Here is an 18,373-nt window from a genome sequence, read left to right as displayed (position 1 = left end):
GTCGCAAAAGGGGCGCACAGCGCTCCAAAAAATCATCGCGATACTTCAGAGAATCTCTGCAACATGAATTACCTGTTCCCCCTCACCGCCATCCTCATCTGGGCCGGTAACACCGTGGTCACCAAGATGTCCGCCGGCGCCATCCACCCCGCCGAGATCGGCTTTTATCGCTGGCTGCTGGCTGCCTTGCTGTTCACCCCGTTCCTGCTGCCCGCCGTGTGGCGCAACCGAGCGGCCATCCGCCCGCACCTGGGCAAGGTGTTCGTGCTCGGCGTACTGGGCATGGCGATGTACCAAAGCCTGGCCTACTTCGCCGCCGGCATCACCAGCGCCACCAACATGGGCATCATTCTCTCGCTGATGCCGCTGATGTCACTGGCACTGTCCATCGCCTGGCTGGGCCAGCGCCTGAGCTACGGCGCCCTGTTGGGTGCGCTGGTATCGTTCTTCGGGGTACTGGAGGTGGTCAGCGCCGGCCACCCCGCCAGCCTGCTGCAACAAGGGCTGAACAGCGGCGACCTGCTGATGCTGGTGGCTACCCTGGCCTATGCGCTGTACAGCTTCCTGCTGAAGAAATGGCAGCTGCGCCTGCCGCCGATGCAGTTGCTGTACCTGCAGGTGCTGGTGGCCATCGTCGTGTTGCTGCCGCTGTTCCTGCTGTCGGACAAGACCGGCCTGAACAGCCACAACATCGGCTTGGTGCTGTATGCCTGCGTGCTGGCTTCGATGATCGCACCACGGGTGTGGATGCAGGCCGTGCACCGCCTGGGGCCTAGCCGCACCACGCTGTTCTTCAACCTGCTGCCATTGGTCACTGCGCTGATCGCCGCCGGGGTGCTTGATGAGCAACTGGCCAGCTACCACTTGGTCGGCGGCTTGCTGACCCTGGCCGGCGTAGTGCTGGCCGAGCGCTGGACCACACCGATCCGCCGCTAAAGCCCCGCAGCCTTGAGCCGGGCTGCATGTTCGGTGAACAGCCGCACCGGCTCGGCGCCCTTGCCCACGGCGCCGAGCGACTGGTTGACGATATCCAGGTGATCGAGCGGGTAATCGTCGCCGATCACCTGCCCCAGGTGCGAACTGAAACGCCCGACCATACCGTCGCACTGGCCCTTTTCCTTGATGAAACTGCGCGCGAACAGGCGGCAGAAACGGTTGCTGCCGTCAAAACGGTTACGCCCCTGGTCGGTCAGGCCAGGCTGCAAGGTGCCCGACCAAGAGTAATAGCGCACGCCGTTGACCTCATGGGCCCCTTCCCCACCCCAGGTCTGCGGCAGGCCCTGTGGATAAGCCTGGTTGAACAGTGCCACCCCGGCACTGGTCAGCGACTGGTGCGAGGCATGCACATCCACCGGCAGCGGCTCGCGGCGCCAGCCCGTTTCCAGCCATACCAGCAAAACGGCAAAACCATGCAGCACGGCCTTGAGGATGCGCCCCTGGGGTGAATCGCCCGGTGCCGTACGCGCCAGGTGGTCGGCCAGTTCCGAGCCATGGTTGGGCCCGGCCACCGAGGTGACCGAAGCCACCCGCTCAGGCCGCTTGGCCGCGGCGTAGCGTGCACTCAGGGCGCCCTGGCTGTGGCCGATGAGGTTGACCTTGTCGGCGCCGGTGCGTTGGCAGATGTCTTCGATGATCGCCAGCAACTGCTCACCGCGCACCTCGCTGCAATGCAGCGGCGAAACCTGCACCGGAAATACCTGCGCCCCACCCTTGCGCAGGGCCGGCACGATGCCGAACCAGTAGGGGTAGAGCACCATCCGGACAAACCCGAGCATGCCCGGCACCAGCACCAACGGGTATCGCGTGGCCAATTCCTGTGGCATCACCCAGCCCCTTTGCGTGAACGACCGGCCAACACTACAGCGGCCATCATGGCCATCGCAATCGAACTCCCGGCGTGCGCTGTGGTTCCAAACCACACAGACCCTTTGCAAGGAGCGGGACCATGTACAAGCAGACCCTGGCAATCCTTCTGGCAAGCGCCACCCTGGCCGCCTGCGGCAGCCGCCCGGAAAACCCGGTGGACTACGTCACCTACCGCGACGAGCCGCTGGTCAAGCAGGTAGAGAACGGTATGACCATGCAGAAGGTCATCGCCATTGGCGGCAGCCCGTCGAACGTGATCGACCTGCCGCACGGGGGCACCTGCAACGACTACATCCTTAACCGCGATGGCAAACAGCAGCCTTACTACGTGCGCTTCGACGCCACCGGCCATGTCGATGCCAAAGGCTTCAAGACCTGCAAGCAACGCCAGGAAGACAGCGACGCCTTGCATGGCGCATAAGCCAATGCCCCAACCTGACCCCTGCTGGAGATAACCATGAGCAACGTTGAACTCACCGATGTGAAAACCCTGCGCGAACGTGCCCGCCAGCATGTAGAGCAAGGCGCCGTGACCGAGGGCTATCACGCCGATCGCAAAGAGATCCTGCGCCTGCTGAACGAGTCGCTGGCCACCGAGCTGGTCTGCGTACTGCGCTACAAGCGCCACTACTTCATGGCCAGCGGCATCAAGGCCAGCGTGGCAGCCGAGGAGTTTCTGGAGCATGCCACCCAGGAAGCCGAACACGCCGACAAGCTGGCCGAGCGCATCGTGCAGTTGGGCGGCGAGCCAGACTTCAACCCCGATAACCTGACCAAGAATTCGCATGCCCAATACGTGGCAGGCAATTCGTTGAAAGAGATGGTGCTGGAAGACCTGGTGGCGGAGCGGATTGCCATTGATAGCTACCGCGAGATCATTCAGTACATTGGCGATAAAGACCCGACTACGCGGCGCATCTTCGAAGACATTCTGGCGCAGGAAGAAGAGCACGCGGACGACATGTCCGACCTGTTGCAAGGGTTGTAATCGTTAGGGGCTGCTGTGCAGCCCATCGCGACACAAGGCCGCTCCTACAAGGGATCGCGTACCCCTGTAGGAGCGGCCTTGTGTCGCGATGGGCCGCAAAGCGGCCCCCTGCTATTTCCGCCCTTTCACCGCCGCCGGTGCCTTGCCCGCTTTCATCTGCTGCAACAACGGCGTGCACTGGTTTGGATCATCCCCGCTGCTGGGCGCAATCAGTGCCAGCAACCCTGCCGCCGGCCCGGCCACCACACCCAGCGCCACCATTCCCGCGCCGCGCAACGCCAGCGGCAGCGCCTGCACACCGGCACTCGGTTTGGCAAACGGTCCACGCACGTACAACGGCGAGCGCAGCGAGAACAACCGCAGCCCTTTCGACTCCGGGGTGATCTTCAAGTCCAACTGCTCGGAGGCAAAATTGGCGGTGCCGTTGATGTAGATGATCGCGTTCTCGGTATCGAAGATGAACAGCCGCGTAGTCGCCAGGCCATCCTTGATACCCACATCGGCTGCCGCGCAGTTGATCTTCACGTCCTCATCACCGAACAGCTTGCCGACCACATAGTTGCCCACGTTCAAACCGGCAATCTCCATCAGGCTGCGGCTGATGGCGCCATCGTTGATCAGCATGCGCAGGTCGCCATTGGCCGTACCCAGCAAGGCTGCCACCGAGTTGCCACGGCCCGTGATGTCGGCATCGCCGTTCAATTCGCCAAAGCTGGTCTGCATCGGCGCAAACGTGGGGAACAGTTGCTTGAGCTTGAAACCCCGTGCCGTCAACTGTGCCCGGCCCTGCAAGGGCACGCTGCGCCCGTCAAGGCGGATATTGGAGGCCAGGCTGCCACCGGCCACGCCAAAACGCAGGGGCTCCAGGCGCAGCAGGCCGTCATCGAGTATCACGTGGGCCGACAGGTCATTGAACGGCAGTTGCGTGCTGTGCACGATGCGCTTGCCAGCAAAAGTGACGTCAGCATCCATCGCGCGCCAGCGCTCGGTGCGGAACTCTTCAACCGGTAGCACCTTGCCCGTCGGCTGCTTGCTGGCACCACCCCGGGCCTTCTGCTCGGCGTTGGAATCGGCGCCGATCAGCGGCGCCAGGTCTTTGAACAGTAACTGGTTCGATACCAGTTTGCCGGACAGTTTGGGCCGTGGCTGGCTGGCGACGAAGGCCAGGTCACCGTGAATATCGCTGTCGCCGATCTTGCCGTTGAAGCCCTGGTAATTGAACGACGCCCCTTGCGCCGCGTGCAGGTTGGCGCTGAGGCGGCCATCGGTGGAGTAGGCCGGCGTGTCCGGCAGGGTTACCCCGGTCAACGGGTAGAGGTTGCCCAAGCTGGCACCCGACAGGCGCAAGCGCAGGTCGAGGGCGCCGAGGTTGCGCGGGTCGGTCAGGGTGCCGGCTAGCACCACGTGGGTGTCGGCGATGCGCACATCGGCCTGCAGCGGGAACGGCTGGCTGGCGTCCTGCAGCGCCAGCAGGCCGCCGATCTTGCCAGTGCCGGACACTGGCTGGCCTTTGTAGCGGCCCTGGGCCTTGAGGCCGAAGGCATAGTCCTGCGCAGCGCCAGCCTTCTCGGCGCTGGCCTTGCCGACAATGTCGCTGAACGGGATTGGCTTGCCCAGCGGGTCGATCTGCACCTTCATGCTGGTTTTCAGTGTCTGGTCGTCGAAGCTGACGTTGCCCTGGTCGAAGCCGATGGCGCCAATATCCAACTGCCACTTTGAAGGTTCTGCGTTTTCATCCTTGGGGCCGAAGTCGAACACCCAGTTAGCGCGGCCATCGGCCAGGCGGGTGAGGTTGGCGGTAGGCTTGGTAAGGTTGATGCGGGGGATGCTGATCTGCTGGAACACCAGCGGTAGCGGCGCCAGGCGGAACTCCACGCGCGCCAGGCCGACCATATCAGGCTCCTTGAGCCACTCCGGGTTGCCCAAGGTCAGGTCCTCGGCAATGAAGTGCGGCCACGGCACCCAGGCACGCCAGCCGCCCTCTTCGGGCTCGGTACGCCAATGCACAGCGAGGTTGCCATTGATTGCGAAAGGCCGGTGCAAGGCCTCGGAGACCTTCTCGTTGAGCAGCGGCTTGACGCGGTTCCAGTCGAAGGTGGCGATCACCACCACCAGGATTGCCAGCAGGGTGAACAGGCTGGTGAGGGTCCAGACGAGAATTCTGGCGGGACGCGTCATTGCGTGAATCTCCTTGCGGTATGACACAGAACAGGCACTTCAGTGGCACTCAATATCTCGGACTCATGAAAACCCATGGGGTTTTATCGATGGCGCCATGATAGCGAAGTTTTTCCTGGCCCTTTGCTCAGCAATTTATCGCGCCAGGCTGTACATGTTACCCAACGGAGGCACGGCCAGCGGTTTGCCTGCGCGCCTGAAAGGCGCTGATTAGAGGCGTTGCGAACCTCTATCAATACGGTCGATTGTTACCATTACCCGTATGAACTTCTCTCTGGCGTTACGCGGCGTAGCATTGGCTTCGTACCCACTTTCCAGCCCCCGAGAGGAGCACCGAAATCATGAAACGCCACCTGCTGACCCTGACCCTGTCCCTTTTGGCCGCCAACGCTTTTGCCCTGCCGGCTTCCGAGCAACACCTGACCGCCGAATCGCGCTCCAGCGCTGCCGAAATCGCCCAGCCACTGAAAACCGTAGCTGAAGGTGGTTCCGATCGGTTGATCGAACGCAGTGGCCGCGTTGCCGAAGGTGGTTCCGATCGCCTGATCGAACGCAGTGGCCGCGTTGCCGAAGGTGGTTCCGATCGCCTGATCGAACGCAGTGGCCGCGTTGCCGAAGGTGGTTCCGATCGCCTGATCGAACGCAGTGGCCGCGTTGCCGAAGGTGGCTCGGATCGCCTGATCGAACGCAGTGGCCGCGTTGCCGAAGGTGGTTCCGATCGCCTGATCGAACGCAATGGCCGCGTCGCCGAAGGTGGCTCGGATCGCCTGATCGAACGCAATGGCCGCGTTGCCGAAGGTGGCTCGGATCGTCTGGTTGAACTCAGCCGTGTGAGCTGATCACCATGGCCGAAAAGAACAACCTCTGTCACAACGCTTGCTCCCCTCCAGGCCCGGTCCATTGACCGGGCTTTGTTTTTTTATCTAGAGTGCCCAGCCTTACCGTCACAGAAGCCCGCATCATGCTACCGCGCGCCGAACAGAAGCTTCAGACCCGCCAGGCCCTGCTCGACGCAGCCTGCCTGCTCATGGAGAGTGGCCGTGGTTTCGGCAGTGTCAGCCTGCGCGAGGTGGCGAAGACCGCTGGCATCGTACCGACCGGCTTCTACCGGCATTTTTCCGACATGGATGCCCTGGGCCTGGCCTTGGTGGCCGAAATCGACACCACCTTCCGCCAGACCATCCGCCTGGTGCGGCAAAACGAATTCGAACTGGGCGGCATCACCGACGCTTCGGTGCGCATCTTCCTCGACGTGGTAGCCGCCCACCGCGCGCAGTTCCTGTTCCTGGCCCGCGAACAGTACGGCGGTTCGCAGGCCGTGCGCCAGGCCATTGCCCGCCTGCGCCAGGACATAAGCGATGACCTGGCCACCGACCTTGCGCGCATGAAGCGCTGGCAGCACCTGGACAGCGCCGCGCTGGCGGTGATGGCCGACCTGGTAGTGAAGACCGTGTTCGCCACCCTGCCCGAACTTATCGACAGCCCGGAAGCAGGTTACCCACAGGCGCTGACGCCGCAGGAAAAGATCACCCAGCAGTTGCGCTTCATCTTCGTCGGGGCGCGGCATTGGCAGGGCTTGGGCAACCCTCAACCCTAGTTCTGCTAACATGGCGCCCTGCCCGACAGCGACGAGCGCCGACATGTCCGACCCCCGCCCCACCCTGCCCGAACTGGCCCGTTTCAACCAGCACTTCGCCGAACGCATCGTGCCAATGTGGCAAGGCCCAGGCTGGAACGCCGACATGGCCCTGCCCTACGAGGCGCTGGACGCCCAGCACCAACCCTTGCCGGTGCAGCGCTACCGGGCCATGGCCTGCGCACGCCAGCTGTATCTGTTCAGCAGCCGTATCGGGCAACCGGGCGCCGCCGAGCGCGCATCAGCCCTGTTCCGTTCGCTGCAAAAGCACTTCCACGATGCCGAGCACGGTGGCTGGTTCTACAGCATCGACGCCCAGGGCAAGCCGCTGGACCGGCGCAAAGACCTGTACACCCATGCCTTCATCGTGTTCGCCTGCGCGCACTACTGGGGCAAGGTGCGTGAAAGCCTGGTGGAATCCACCCTCAACGCCGCGCTCGACATCATCGACCAGCAGTTCGCCCGTGACGACGGCCTGTACGAAGCCAGCCTGGGCGAAGACTGGGCCGACCTGGGCAGCGGCCCACTGCAGAACCCGCAGATGCACTTGGCCGAGGCGTTTCTGCAGGTACTGGCAGTACGTGACGATGAACATGTCCGCCAGTCACTGCTGCAACTGTGCGAGGCGCTTGAGGCGCACTTCATCGAACCGGCCCACGGCCTGATGCTGGAAAAGCCACGCGGGGCTGTGGATAACTGGTTCGAACCGGGGCACCAGTTCGAATGGTTCTACTTGCTGCACACCTCGCCGCTGCTACGTGACACGCCGCTTTATGCGTCCATCGACCGGGCTTTCGGCTTTGCCGAACAGTTCGGAGTGAACGATGCGGCGGTGTTGGCGATGCTGAATGTGGACGGTCAGGTGCTTGATGCCACCCAGCGCATCTGGGCACAGGCGGAATACCTGCGAGCGCTTGTGTTGCGCGCGGGGGGCGAGGCAAAGCTGTCGGGGCAGTTGCAGGCGCTGCAAACGCGGTTCCTGCGGGAAGCGGGCTGGTATGAGTGCCGCGATGGTGAGGGGGCGGTGAGTCGGCATGATATGCCCTCTACTACGCCCTATCATTTGGCGACCTGCCTGGAAGGGTTGCAGCGCCTGAACTGACGCATTCGCGGGTAAACCCGCTCCCACAGTGATCGCGCCAGCTTTTAGGTTTTGTGCAAGACCGGTGCTCCCACAAGGATTGCACAGTACCTGTGGGAGCGGGTTTACCTGCGAAAAGGCCCTTGGATCAGCCCTTGGCCGACCGGTCGATCGAGAAGCCTGCCCAGTCCTGACTCACCGGCATCAGCTCCAGGCTGTTGATGTTGATGTGCGCCGGCTGGTTAAGGATCCAGAAGATGGTCTCGGCAATGTCCTGCGGCTGGATCGGCTCGGCACCTGCGTAGGTGGCGTCGTACTTGGCCTGGTCACCGCCGAAACGCACCAGCGAGAACTCGCTCTCGCACAGGCCCGGCTCGATGTTGCTCACGCGCACGCCGGTGCCGCGCAGGTCGCAGCGCAGGCTCAACGAGAACTGGCCGACGAAGGCCTTGGTGCCACCGTAGACGTTGCTGCCCGGGTACGGGTAGTTGCCCGCCACGGAACCTACGTTGAGGATCGAAGCGCCGCGGCCATGGGCGATCAGCCGTGGCAGCAGCAGCCGGGTGGTGTACATCAGGCCCTTGATGTTGGTATCGACCATGGTTTCCCAGTCGTCCAGGCTACAGTTCTGCGCCGCATCCACACCCAATGCAAGGCCGGCGTTGTTGACCAGGCCGCGAATCTTTTCGAACCCGGCCGGCAGATTGGCGATGGCCTGCTCCATGGCCTTGCGGTCACGTACGTCGAGCACCAGGCCATGCACTTCGGTCTTTGCCGACAGCTCGGCGCACAGGGCGTCCAGGCGCTCCTTGCGGCGGCCAGTGAGCACCAGCTTCCAGCCAGCCTCAGCGAAGCGGCGGGCGGTGGCCTCACCGAAACCGGAAGTGGCACCAGTGATGAATACGGTGGACGTCATGCTCTGTTCCTCAAGGTAGGTTCTCATGGCAGCTTTGCAGCATGCCCTCGCCAAGCGCCGGCAGCAAGCCGTTCAAGGCACTGATCATTTTTTGTTCATATTCGGCAAACCCTTGTGGCAGAGGGCTCGCCGACAGGTATGCGCATGTTATCCACAAGGCTTTCCCCACGGATTGGGGGCAACTTTTCCACCGTGCGGAACCCATTCAGCGCTCCGTGGTCGGTGGATATCTTTCAGGTGATGGCGCAAGGCTTTCAAGCATGCCGCCTGCAGCGGTCTGTCCAAGGTTTTTGCACAGAGTTATGCACAGGTTCGGCGCTAATTCCGGGGTGCTTTCAGGGCTGTGGGAAACCTTGGAAAATCATCCACAACGGGGATGTGATCAAAAAATGATCGCATTGCTGCAGAGCCTGGTATCAGTGGGCTGGAGCGAGATGCCACCATGTTTTCCACAGGCGGTTCCACATTATCCGTGGACAAGATCAACTTTGTGGAAACAAGGGTTTGTGAGGGAGTATTGGTGTGTGTCGAGAGCAAGACGCGGCAAGTTGTCCACATTGAGAATGGGGCTGCATTGCAGCCCCCGAATACAACTCAGTGCCCGCCAAGGTAGGCGTTACGCACCTCCTCGTTGACCAACAGCTCCTGCCCGGTCCCGGTCATGCGAATCTGCCCGTTGACCATCACATACGCCCGGTCCGACAGTTTCAGCGCATGGTTGGCGTTCTGCTCCACCAGGAAGATGGTCATCCCGGTCTTGGCCAGCTCTCGCAAGGTCGAGAAGATCTGCTTGACCACGATCGGCGCCAGCCCCAGCGAGGGCTCGTCCAGCAACAACAACTTCGGCCGGCTCATCAGCGCCCGGGCAATCGCCAACATCTGCTGCTCGCCACCGGACATGGTCATGGCCCGCTGGTTACGCCGCTCCTTCAAGCGTGGGAACAACTCGTACATGCGCTGCATGTCTTCGTCGGCATGTTTGTCGCCGATGGGGATGGTACCCATCATCAGGTTTTCCTCGACGGTCATGTCAGGGAACACCCGGCGCCCTTCCGGCGACTGGGCAATACCGTTGGAGGCGATGTAGTGCGACGACTTGCGGGTAATGTCGGTGCCGCGATAGACGATATGCCCAGACGCTGCCCGCGGCTGGCCGAAAATCGACATCAGCAGGGTCGACTTACCGGCACCGTTGGCACCAATCAGGCTGACCGTCTCACCTTCGTTGATGTACATCGAGACCTTTTTCAACGCCTGGATCGGCCCATAGAACACGTCCAGGTCCTTCAGCTCCAGAATGGGTGCACTCATACCAGTTCCTCTTCGTCTGCACCCAGGTAGGCGGCGATCACCGTCGGGTTGTGGCGGATGTCCTGCGGCGCGCCTTCGGCAATCACGTTGCCATGGTCCAGCACCACGATATGGTCGGAAATGCTCATGACCATGCCCATGTCATGCTCGATCAGCACCACGGTGATGTCGTGCTCGTCACGCAGTACGCGGATCATGCGGCTGAGGGCTTCGGTTTCCTGGGGGTTCAGGCCCGCCGCCGGTTCATCCAGGCAGATGATTTTCGGCCGTGTGCACATGGCTCGGGCAATTTCCAGGCGCCGCTGCTGGCCGTACGACAACTCGCCGGCCAGGCGGTTGGCGCAGTCGACCAGGTCGACCACTTCAAGCCAGTAGAACGCGTGGTCCAACGCATCGCTTTCGGCCTTGCGGTAGGCCTTGGTGTTGAGCACCCCGGCCAGCAGGTTGCGATTGACCCACATGTGCTGGGCCACCAGCAGGTTCTCCACCACCGACATTTCCTTGAACAGGCGAATGTTCTGGAAGGTGCGCGCCAGGCCCGCGCGGTTGACCAGGTGGGTGCCGCCGAACATCTTGTAGTACATGCGGTTGGCAAAGCGCGCAGGCGACACGAAATCGGCCGCCTGGAAGCGTTCGCCAAGCAGCTGGATGACGTTGGTGTGACTGCCGCGCACGTTCAGCTCGATACGCCCGCCACTGGCCTTGTAGAAGCCGGTCAGGCAGTTGAATACCGTGGTCTTGCCGGCGCCGTTGGGGCCGATCAAGGCAAAGATCTGATTGCGCCGGACCTTGAGGCTGACGTCGCTGAGCGCCTTGATGCCACCGAACTGCATCATCAGGTTGTCGACCGAGAGAATGATATCGTCGCTCATGGCGCCACTCCTTTACGCGGGGTCACACCGGTACGGCTGATGCGGATCAGCCCACGCGGTCGCCAGATCATCATCAGCACCATCAACACGCCGAACAGCAACACCCGGTACTCGGAGAAGCTGCGCAGCAGCTCCGGCGCCACTGTAAGCACGAACGCCGCGATGACCACGCCCACGGTCGACCCCATGCCACCCAGTACGACGATGGCCAAGATCAGCGCCGACTCGAAGAAGGTGAATGACGACGGGTTGACGAAGCCCTGGTAGGTGGCGAAGAACACCCCGGCCAAGCCGGCGGTGGAGGCACCCAAGGTAAACGCCGAAAGCTTGACCAGCACGTGGTTCAAGCCCATCGAACGGCAGGCGATTTCGTCTTCGCGCAGCGCTTCCCAGGCCCGGCCGACCGGCATGCGAGTCAGGCGGTGCTTGATGTACAGCACGGCCAGCACAACCAGGAACAGCACGGCGTAGATGAACACGAACTTGAGGTTGGCGTTGTACTCGAAGCCGAAGAACTCGTGGATCGGCACCCCGCCATCCTTGGCCCGGCGGCCGAACTCCAGGCCGAAGAAGGTTGGCGAAGGCGCCGGCATGCCGTTGGGGCCACCGGTGAACGACAGCCAGTTGTTCAGCACCAGGCGGATAATCTCGCCAAAGCCCAGGGTCACGATCGCCAGGTAGTCACCGTGCATTCGTAGCACCGGGAAACCAAGGATGCAGCCCGCCAGCGCCGCAGCGATGGCCGCCAGCGGCAGCACGCTCCAGAAGCCCAGGCCGAGGTACTGGTAACCCAGCGCCAGGCCGTAGGCACCGATGGCGTAGAACGCCACGTAGCCCAGGTCGAGCAGGCCGGCCAAGCCGACCACGATGTTCAGGCCAAGGCCCAGCAGCACGTAGATCAGGCCGAGGATGACCACGGTCAGCAGGTACTTGTTGGCGAAGATCGGGAAGACGATGGCAATCACGATCAGTGCAGGGATGATGTAGCGCAGGCGCGACTTGTAGTCCGGGGCATTCACATGCACGCCCGAGCCACCGCTGTCGAAGCTCTGGAGCATGCGCTGCCCAGGGGCGGTCTGCAGGAACAGGCTGAGCAGGAAGCGCCCGACCATCACACCACCGACCAGCCACGCCACGCGGCGCGGCTCGGCATTGAAGGTGTAGCCGTCGAGCACCACGCCAACGACCGGGCCAAACACGATGAGTGCCAGCAGGCCAGCGACGAGGGTCTCCAGCAGGCTGCGTTTAATGTCGAAACCCTTGGTTTCGCTAACAGAGGCAGTTTTGGCAACGGACATGTTCATCACACCTTAGCCACGAGCGGGCGACCCAGCAGGCCTTGTGGGCGGAAGATAAGGATCATCACCAGCAGCGAGAAGCTGAACACATCCTTGTAGTCGGAGTTGATCAAGCCAGAGAACAGCGACTCGGAAATACCCAGGATGATGCCGCCGAGCATGGCGCCAGGCAGTGAGCCGATACCCCCGAGCACCGCGGCGGTGAATGCCTTGATACCGATGATGAAGCCGGCGTAGAAGTCGAACGTGCCGTAGTTCATGGTGATCAGCACGCCGGCCAGGGCGGCCATCACGGCGCCGATGACGAACACGTAGGAGATTACCCGGTCGGTGTTGATGCCCAGGATCGAGGCCATCTTGCGGTCTTGCTGGGTGGCACGGCACATGCGGCCGAGCTTGGTGTACTTGATCACGTAGGTCAGCAGGCCCATGCCGACGAAGGCTGCCACCAGAATGAAGATCTTGGTATAGGTCAGTTGCACGAAGCCGGTGCCGACTTCGACACGCATGGCACCTTCCAGCAAGGTTGGCACGCCTTGCTGGCGGGCGCCCTGGCTGATCTGTGCGTAGTTTTGCAGGATCAGCGAAATGCCGATGGCACTGATCAGCGGCGCCAGGCGGGTGGAGTTACGCAGGGGTTTGTAGGCGATGCGCTCGATGGTGAAGCCATAGACGCCCGTGACGACGACGGTGAACAACAGCGTGCCCAACATCAGTAGCGGGAACGACTCGACGCCGAAGTAAGCCAGCAATGCCAGGCTGATTGCCGCGAGGTACGCGGAAATCATATACACCTCGCCGTGCGCGAAGTTGATCATGCCGATGATGCCATAGACCATTGTGTAGCCGATGGCGATCAGGCCATAGACCGACCCGAGGGTCAGGCCGTTGACCAGTTGCTGCAGGAAAATACCATCCATAACGCAATCTCACCTGATTGAGATTGCACGAGCGCCGACCACGGCGCGGGCCACCTGAGCGGGGCCCTCGCAGCGCAGAACTGTGCAGATCTACGAATAAAGACTGGTACCGCGGGGCTTGGGCCCGAGCATCAGCCCGGGCCGTGGGCCGTTTTTATTTTTGTTTTTCCAGCTGGTGGTATTTACCGTCTTTGTCCCACTGGTAGACCACATAGTCGGAGACGGTCAGGTCACCTTTGCTGTCCCACTTTTTCTCGCCCATGACGGTCTGCACCGGGTTGGCCTTGAGCCACTTGGCAGCGTCTTCGCCTTTGTTCGACTTGGCGCCATTGAACGCGGCGGCCAGGGCCTGCAGCGAGGCATAGGCGTACAGGGTGTAGCCTTCAGGTTCGGTACCGGCCTTACGGAACTCCTCCACCACCGCCTTGCTGTCTGGCAGCAGGCGCGGGTCGGCACCGAAGGTCATGTACACGCCATCGACGTACTGCGCACCGCCAGCGGTGGACACCAGTTCGTCGGTGACGATGCCGTCATCGGACATGAACTTGACGTCCTTCAGGCCCTGCTCGCGCAGCTGGCGTACCAGCGGGCCGGCTTCCGGGTGCAGACCACCGAAGTAGACAACGTCGGCGCCGGTGGAGCGGATCTTGGTCACCACGGCGCTGAAGTCTTTCTCGCCACGGGTCAGGCCTTCGTACAACACTGGCTTCACGCCGCGTTTTTCCAGCTGCGCCTTGGTCGCGTCCGCCAGGCCCTGGCCATAGGTGTCCTTGTCGTGCAGTACCGCGACTTTCTTGCCCTTGAGCACGTCGACGATGTAGTCGCCAGCGACGATACCCTGCTGGTCGTCACGGCCGCACATGCGGAACATGGCGCTCAGGCCGCGCTCGGTAACCTGTGGGTTGGTGGAGCCCGGAGTAATGGCGATGACACCCGCCTCGTCATACACCTCGGACGCCGGGATGGTGTTGGAGGAACAGAAGTGGCCGACCACGCCGATCACCTTGTCCTGATCCACCAGGCGGTTGGCCACGGCCACGGCCTGCTTCGGTTCACAGGCGTCATCGCCTTTGACCAGGACGATTTTCTCGCCGTTCACGCCACCGGCGGCGTTGATCTTGTCGGCCGCTGCCTGCGCACCTTTCATGTACTGCTCGCCAAACGCTGCGTTTGCCCCGGTCATGGGGCCCGCTACACCGATCTTGACGTCGGCCTGAACATACGAAGAAACACCCAGTGCCGTAGCTACGGCCAGAGCCAGGAAACCTTTCTTGTAAAACGTCTGCGACATGAGGTGGTGCTCCTAGAGTTTTTTTTGGTTGGCACTACAACTTCTCAGCCCTGTGCTCTGAGCAAGGGCCGTGCCATAGGTTTTGTCTTCCGGGAAAACACACTGTGCAGGGTGCCAGCAGGCGACCGGCGGCCTTTTCTTTATTGAGCGTGCAACCGTCTGCCGTGCGGCGGGCGCCACCACACGTACAGACAAGGAGCAACCGCCTGGTGCCATCATTGCAACCTCGGCAAGTGTTTACGTGCAACCGCCCTGTAACAGCGGACGTCACCGAAGTGCACACCGCTGGTGCGCGACTGCTACAGGCGGCACCGTTTGAAGGCTAGCCGGTGCACGGAAAAACACCTCTGTTTTGGCTGTTCTGGCTTCTTCGCGGGCCGGAACAGGCACAACAAGGCGCAAAAGGCTGGCACAATGTCGGCCATTCGCCGCTTCCGGAGCCCCCTTGATGAGCGAAAGCGCATTCGCCGAGCGCATCGTGCACAACCTGCTCGACACCGACTTCTACAAACTCACCATGATGCAGGGTGTGCTGCACAACTACCCGGACGCCGACGTCGAATGGGAATTCCGCTGCCGCAACGGCGAGGACTTGCGCCCTTACCTCGGCGAGATCCGCAACCAGCTGGAACGGCTCAACGACCTTACCCTGGACGATGGCCAACTGCCTTTCCTGGAACGCATCAGCTTCCTCAAGCCCGACTTCCTGCGCTTTCTGCGCCTGTTTCGCTTCAACTTGCGCTATGTGCGCGTCGGCATCGAGAACGACCAGCTGTTCCTGCGCCTGAAAGGCCCATGGCTGCATGTAATCCTGTTCGAAGTGCCGCTGCTGGCCATCATCAGCGAAGTGCGCAACCGCCAGCTGCACCCGCACATGCGCCTGGCCGAGGCGCGCGACCAGCTGTACCGCAAGTTCGACTGGCTGCGCGCGCATGCCAGCGACGAAGAACTGGCCGAACTGCAGGTAGCCGACTTCGGTACCCGTAGACGCTTCTCCAGCCGCGTGCAGGAAGAAGTGGTTCGCGTGTTGCGCGATGATTTTCCGGCCCGCTTCGTCGGCACCAGCAATGTCGACCTGGCATGGAAACTGGATATCAAGCCGCTAGGCACCATGGCCCATGAATGGATCATGGCCCACCAGCAGCTCGGCCCACGGCTGATCGACAGCCAGATTGCCGCGCTGGACTGCTGGGTGCGCGAGTACCGCGGCCTGCTCGGCATCGCACTGACCGACTGCATCACCATGGATGCCTTCCTCGGCGACTTCGATCTGTACTTCGCCAAGCTGTTCGACGGCCTGCGCCACGACTCGGGCGAGCCGGTGGCCTGGGCAGAAAAGGCCATCGCCCATTACCAGAAACTGGGTATCGACCCGATGACCAAGACCCTGGTGTTTTCCGATGGCCTCAACCTGACCCGCTCGCTGGAGATCTTCCGTGCCCTGCGCGGTCGCATCAACGTCAGTTTTGGCATCGGCACCAACCTGACCTGCGACATCCCGGGTGTGGCGCCAATGAGCATCGTGCTTAAAATGACCGACTGCAACGGCGCGCCGGTGGCCAAGATCTCGGACGAAGCCGCCAAGACCCAGTGCCGCGACGAGAACTTCGTCGCCTACATGCGCCACGTATTCAAAGTCCCCAGCAAGGAGTAACCCATGCAAGCGGTTCAGCAAGAGATTGCCCAGGCGCTGAAGGTACAGCCGCCGTTCGCCGACGCTGCAGCGCTTGAGGCCGAAGTTGCCCGGCGCGTGACGTTCATCAAGGGCTGCCTGGCCAACGCCCGGCTCAAGACCCTGGTGCTGGGCATCAGCGGTGGCGTCGACTCGCTGACTGCCGCCCTGCTCGCCCAGCGCGCCATCAACGAGTTGCGCGCCGAGACCGGCGACAAGGCCTACACCTTCATAGCCGTGCGCCTGCCGTACCAGGTGCAGCATGACGAGCATGACGCCCAGGCCTGCCTGGACGTGATCAAGGCCGATGAAGTGCACACCGTGGACATTGCCCCGGCGGTACGGGCTTTGGCGGCTGAAGTGGTGGAGTTGAAGAACGGCTCGCCGACGTTGGTGGACTTCGTGGTCGGCAACGTCAAGGCGCGTACGCGCATGGTCGCCCAATACACCATCGCTGGCGCCCGCGCAGGCCTGGTGATCGGTACCGACCACGCTGCCGAGGCGGTGATGGGCTTCTTCACCAAGTTTGGTGATGGTGCCTGCGACCTGGCGCCGCTGAGCGGGCTGGTGAAGAACCAGGTGCGAGCGATTGCACGCAGCTTCGGCGCACCGGAGTCACTGGTGGAGAAAGTGCCGACGGCGGACCTGGAAGACCTGGAGCCGGGCAAGCCGGACGAAGCGTCGCATGGCGTGACCTACCAGCAGATCGATGCCTTCCTGCATGGGCAGCCGGTTGACCAGGCAGCGTTCGACATCATCGTCGCCACCTACCGCAAGACCCAGCACAAGCGCGAACTGCCGTTCGCCCCATGAAAGCTTCGCGGGCACGCCCGCTCCCACAGATACACCACGCAAGCTGAACCTTGTGGTGTACCTGTGGGAGCGGGCGTGCCCGCGAATAGGCCCGAAAGCCCTGCAGCACTATCGTTACTTGACGATGACCTTGCCTTTCATCATCGAGATGTGGCCCGGGAAGGTGCAGAAGAAGCTGTAGTCACCACCGGCTTCCAGCTTGGAAGTGTCGAACTTCACTTCGGTTTCTTTTTCTGGCGCACCGATCATCGCGGTGTGGGCGATGATGTTGGCGTTATCTTCCTTCAGGTAGCCCTTTTCAATGCCCTGGCTCATGCCTTCGGTAGCAATGCCCTGCATGTCGGCAGTCTTGCTGATCACCAGGTTGTGGCCCATGACGTTCTTCGGCAGGTTGCCGGAGTGGGTCAGTTTGACGGTGAATTCCTTGCAGCTCTTGTCGACGGTGAATTCCTTGGTGGTATAGGACATTTGGTCCGTCGATTCGACAGTTACCGAGCACTCGGCGGCGAAGACAGAGGCGCTGGCGAGGGTCAGCAGGGATACCGCTACAGCTTTCGCAAACATCATGAATCTCCTTGGCAGGGTTTTATCAATTGCGAGACTGCCTGAACCCGTTCAGCCCCTTGCTGATATGGGTCAAGGGGGTGTCAAGTGGCCAGCCAGTAGAATTGTTCAATGGATTGTATACAACCAATCTAAGGGCACATCATGCCCTTTTATTGGACGATGGGACAACCTCTCATTTAGGAGCAATACCAAATGCCCATCTCCAACTTCCTGAATAGCCTGCTCGCTGCCTACGCCCATGGAGCCACCGGCGCCATCTGCGAATTCTCCCGGCCGGAGTGAAAGCGGCCTTGGAAGCGACGGACATGCACCGTACCCTGTGCACCTGAGTGACAGGAGATGAGCAATGCCCGTACGTTCCGTTTGTGTGTTCTGCGGCGCCAGCATCGGCGCCAACCCCGCCTACCGTGAAGCGGCCGTCGCGCTTGGCCAGGCCATTGCGCGTCGTGGGCTGACGCTGGTGTATGGCGGCGGCGCCGTTGGCCTGATGGGTGTGGTGGCTGACGCTGCCATGGCAGCAGGTGGCGAAGTGGTGGGAATCATCCCGCAGAGCCTGCTGGACGCTGAAGTCGGCCACAAGGGCCTGACTCGCCTGGAAGTGGTTGATGGCATGCACGCGCGCAAGGCCCGCATGGCCGAGCTGAGCGATGCCTTCATTGCCTTGCCGGGCGGGCTCGGTACGCTGGAGGAGTTGTTCGAAGTGTGGACCTGGGGGCAGCTGGGCTATCACGCCAAGCCGCTGGGGCTGCTCGATGTGAATGGCTTCTACGACAAGCTGGGCGGCTTCCTCGACCATATCGTCGAAGAAGGCTTTGTGCGGCCGCAGCACCGGGCGATGTTGCTGCTGGCGCAGCAGCCAGATGAGCTGCTAAATGACATGGACAGCTTCGTAGCGCCGGTGGCGCCGAAGTGGGTCGACAAGAAGCCTGATTGACCTCGAGATGTTGGGACCGCTTTGCGGTCC

General features: G+C 62.0%; 18 protein-coding genes. 9 read left to right on the top strand and 9 right to left on the bottom strand.

Going from position 1 to position 18,373, the window contains the following annotated elements; all coding sequences use genetic code 11:
* Positions 1-63 precede the first annotated feature (63 nt).
* Positions 64-936 carry a DMT family transporter gene (locus Q9451_RS05245; RefSeq protein WP_012274426.1) on the top strand — a complete coding sequence of 291 codons (873 nt, stop codon included), beginning with the start codon at positions 64-66 and terminating at the stop codon, positions 934-936.
* Here Q9451_RS05245 and Q9451_RS05240 read toward each other — a convergent pair.
* Positions 933-1,823 (bottom strand): triacylglycerol lipase, encoded by an 891-nt coding sequence (locus Q9451_RS05240; protein ID WP_012274427.1) that lies wholly within the window; start codon positions 1,821-1,823, stop codon positions 933-935. The two genes, Q9451_RS05245 and Q9451_RS05240, sit on opposite strands and share 4 nt — an antisense overlap.
* 122 nt (positions 1,824-1,945) lie before the next feature.
* Here Q9451_RS05240 and osmE point away from each other — a divergent pair, with 122 nt between their 5' ends.
* Positions 1,946-2,287, top strand: coding sequence for an osmotically-inducible lipoprotein OsmE (osmE, locus tag Q9451_RS05235; protein ID WP_004576961.1), 342 nt, complete (start codon positions 1,946-1,948; stop codon positions 2,285-2,287).
* Positions 2,288-2,323: 36 nt separating this feature from the next.
* Entirely contained in the window at positions 2,324-2,854 is a 531-nt protein-coding gene (locus Q9451_RS05230) for a ferritin-like domain-containing protein (protein WP_012274428.1), read from the top strand.
* 111 nt (positions 2,855-2,965) lie between these two features.
* Here Q9451_RS05230 and Q9451_RS05225 read toward each other — a convergent pair whose 3' ends face one another.
* Positions 2,966-5,032, bottom strand: coding sequence for an AsmA family protein (locus tag Q9451_RS05225; protein WP_012274429.1), 2,067 nt, complete (start codon positions 5,030-5,032; stop codon positions 2,966-2,968).
* A gap of 341 nt (positions 5,033-5,373) precedes the next feature.
* Here Q9451_RS05225 and Q9451_RS05220 point away from each other — a divergent pair, with 341 nt between their 5' ends.
* The 3 genes from Q9451_RS05220 to Q9451_RS05210 all read left to right on the top strand — a co-directional run bounded on the left by Q9451_RS05220 (position 5,374) and on the right by Q9451_RS05210 (position 7,770).
* The gene (locus Q9451_RS05220; protein WP_012274430.1) at positions 5,374-5,871 is read left to right on the top strand and encodes a hypothetical protein; all 498 of its coding nucleotides are present in this window, start codon (positions 5,374-5,376) and stop codon (positions 5,869-5,871) included.
* Positions 5,872-5,993: 122 nt separating this feature from the next.
* Positions 5,994-6,629 carry a TetR family transcriptional regulator gene (locus Q9451_RS05215; RefSeq protein ID WP_012274431.1) on the top strand — a complete coding sequence of 212 codons (636 nt, stop codon included), beginning with the start codon at positions 5,994-5,996 and terminating at the stop codon, positions 6,627-6,629.
* Between the two features lie 43 nt (positions 6,630-6,672).
* The gene (locus Q9451_RS05210) at positions 6,673-7,770 is read left to right on the top strand and encodes an AGE family epimerase/isomerase (protein WP_041166604.1); all 1,098 of its coding nucleotides are present in this window, start codon (positions 6,673-6,675) and stop codon (positions 7,768-7,770) included.
* 127 nt (positions 7,771-7,897) lie between these two features.
* Here Q9451_RS05210 and Q9451_RS05205 read toward each other — a convergent pair whose 3' ends face one another.
* From Q9451_RS05205 to Q9451_RS05180, 6 genes are all read right to left on the bottom strand, one after another.
* Entirely contained in the window at positions 7,898-8,665 is a 768-nt protein-coding gene (locus Q9451_RS05205; RefSeq protein WP_012274433.1) for an SDR family oxidoreductase, read from the bottom strand.
* Positions 8,666-9,259: 594 nt separating this feature from the next.
* Positions 9,260-9,976, bottom strand: coding sequence for an ABC transporter ATP-binding protein (locus tag Q9451_RS05200; RefSeq protein ID WP_060514282.1), 717 nt, complete (start codon positions 9,974-9,976; stop codon positions 9,260-9,262).
* A complete protein-coding gene (locus Q9451_RS05195) occupies positions 9,973-10,848 on the bottom strand; it encodes an ATP-binding cassette domain-containing protein (protein ID WP_010955466.1) in 876 nt (291 codons plus the stop codon). Before Q9451_RS05195 ends, Q9451_RS05200 begins: the two co-directional genes overlap by 4 nt.
* Positions 10,845-12,146: a high-affinity branched-chain amino acid ABC transporter permease LivM gene (livM, locus tag Q9451_RS05190; RefSeq protein ID WP_012274435.1), complete on the bottom strand. Its 1,302-nt coding sequence runs from the start codon at positions 12,144-12,146 to the stop codon at positions 10,845-10,847. The genes Q9451_RS05195 and livM overlap by 4 nt, the downstream gene beginning before the upstream one ends.
* Before the next feature lie 5 nt (positions 12,147-12,151).
* On the bottom strand, positions 12,152-13,066 hold the full coding sequence (locus Q9451_RS05185) for a branched-chain amino acid ABC transporter permease (protein WP_012274436.1): 915 nt from the start codon (positions 13,064-13,066) through the stop codon (positions 12,152-12,154).
* A 154-nt stretch (positions 13,067-13,220) separates the two neighbouring features.
* Complete coding sequence (locus Q9451_RS05180; protein WP_012274437.1) at positions 13,221-14,357, bottom strand: branched-chain amino acid ABC transporter substrate-binding protein; 1,137 nt, start codon at positions 14,355-14,357, stop codon at positions 13,221-13,223.
* Positions 14,358-14,805: 448 nt separating this feature from the next.
* Here Q9451_RS05180 and pncB point away from each other — a divergent pair, with 448 nt between their 5' ends.
* Together pncB and nadE are read left to right on the top strand one after the other, a co-directional pair.
* On the top strand, positions 14,806-16,011 hold the full coding sequence (pncB, locus tag Q9451_RS05175; RefSeq protein ID WP_012274438.1) for a nicotinate phosphoribosyltransferase: 1,206 nt from the start codon (positions 14,806-14,808) through the stop codon (positions 16,009-16,011).
* Between the two features lie 3 nt (positions 16,012-16,014).
* Positions 16,015-16,842 (top strand): ammonia-dependent NAD(+) synthetase, encoded by an 828-nt coding sequence (gene nadE, locus Q9451_RS05170; protein WP_012274439.1) that lies wholly within the window; start codon positions 16,015-16,017, stop codon positions 16,840-16,842.
* Positions 16,843-16,956: 114 nt separating this feature from the next.
* Here nadE and azu read toward each other — a convergent pair whose 3' ends face one another.
* Positions 16,957-17,406, bottom strand: a complete 450-nt coding sequence (gene azu / locus Q9451_RS05165) for an azurin (RefSeq protein WP_008099951.1) — start codon at positions 17,404-17,406, stop codon at positions 16,957-16,959.
* Between the two features lie 349 nt (positions 17,407-17,755).
* Here azu and Q9451_RS05160 point away from each other — a divergent pair, with 349 nt between their 5' ends.
* Entirely contained in the window at positions 17,756-18,343 is a 588-nt protein-coding gene (locus Q9451_RS05160) for a TIGR00730 family Rossman fold protein (RefSeq protein ID WP_012274441.1), read from the top strand.
* Positions 18,344-18,373 lie beyond the last annotated feature (30 nt).

Source organism: Pseudomonas sp. NY8896 (genome assembly GCF_039634505.1).
This window is presented reverse-complemented; position numbering and strand designations above follow the sequence as displayed.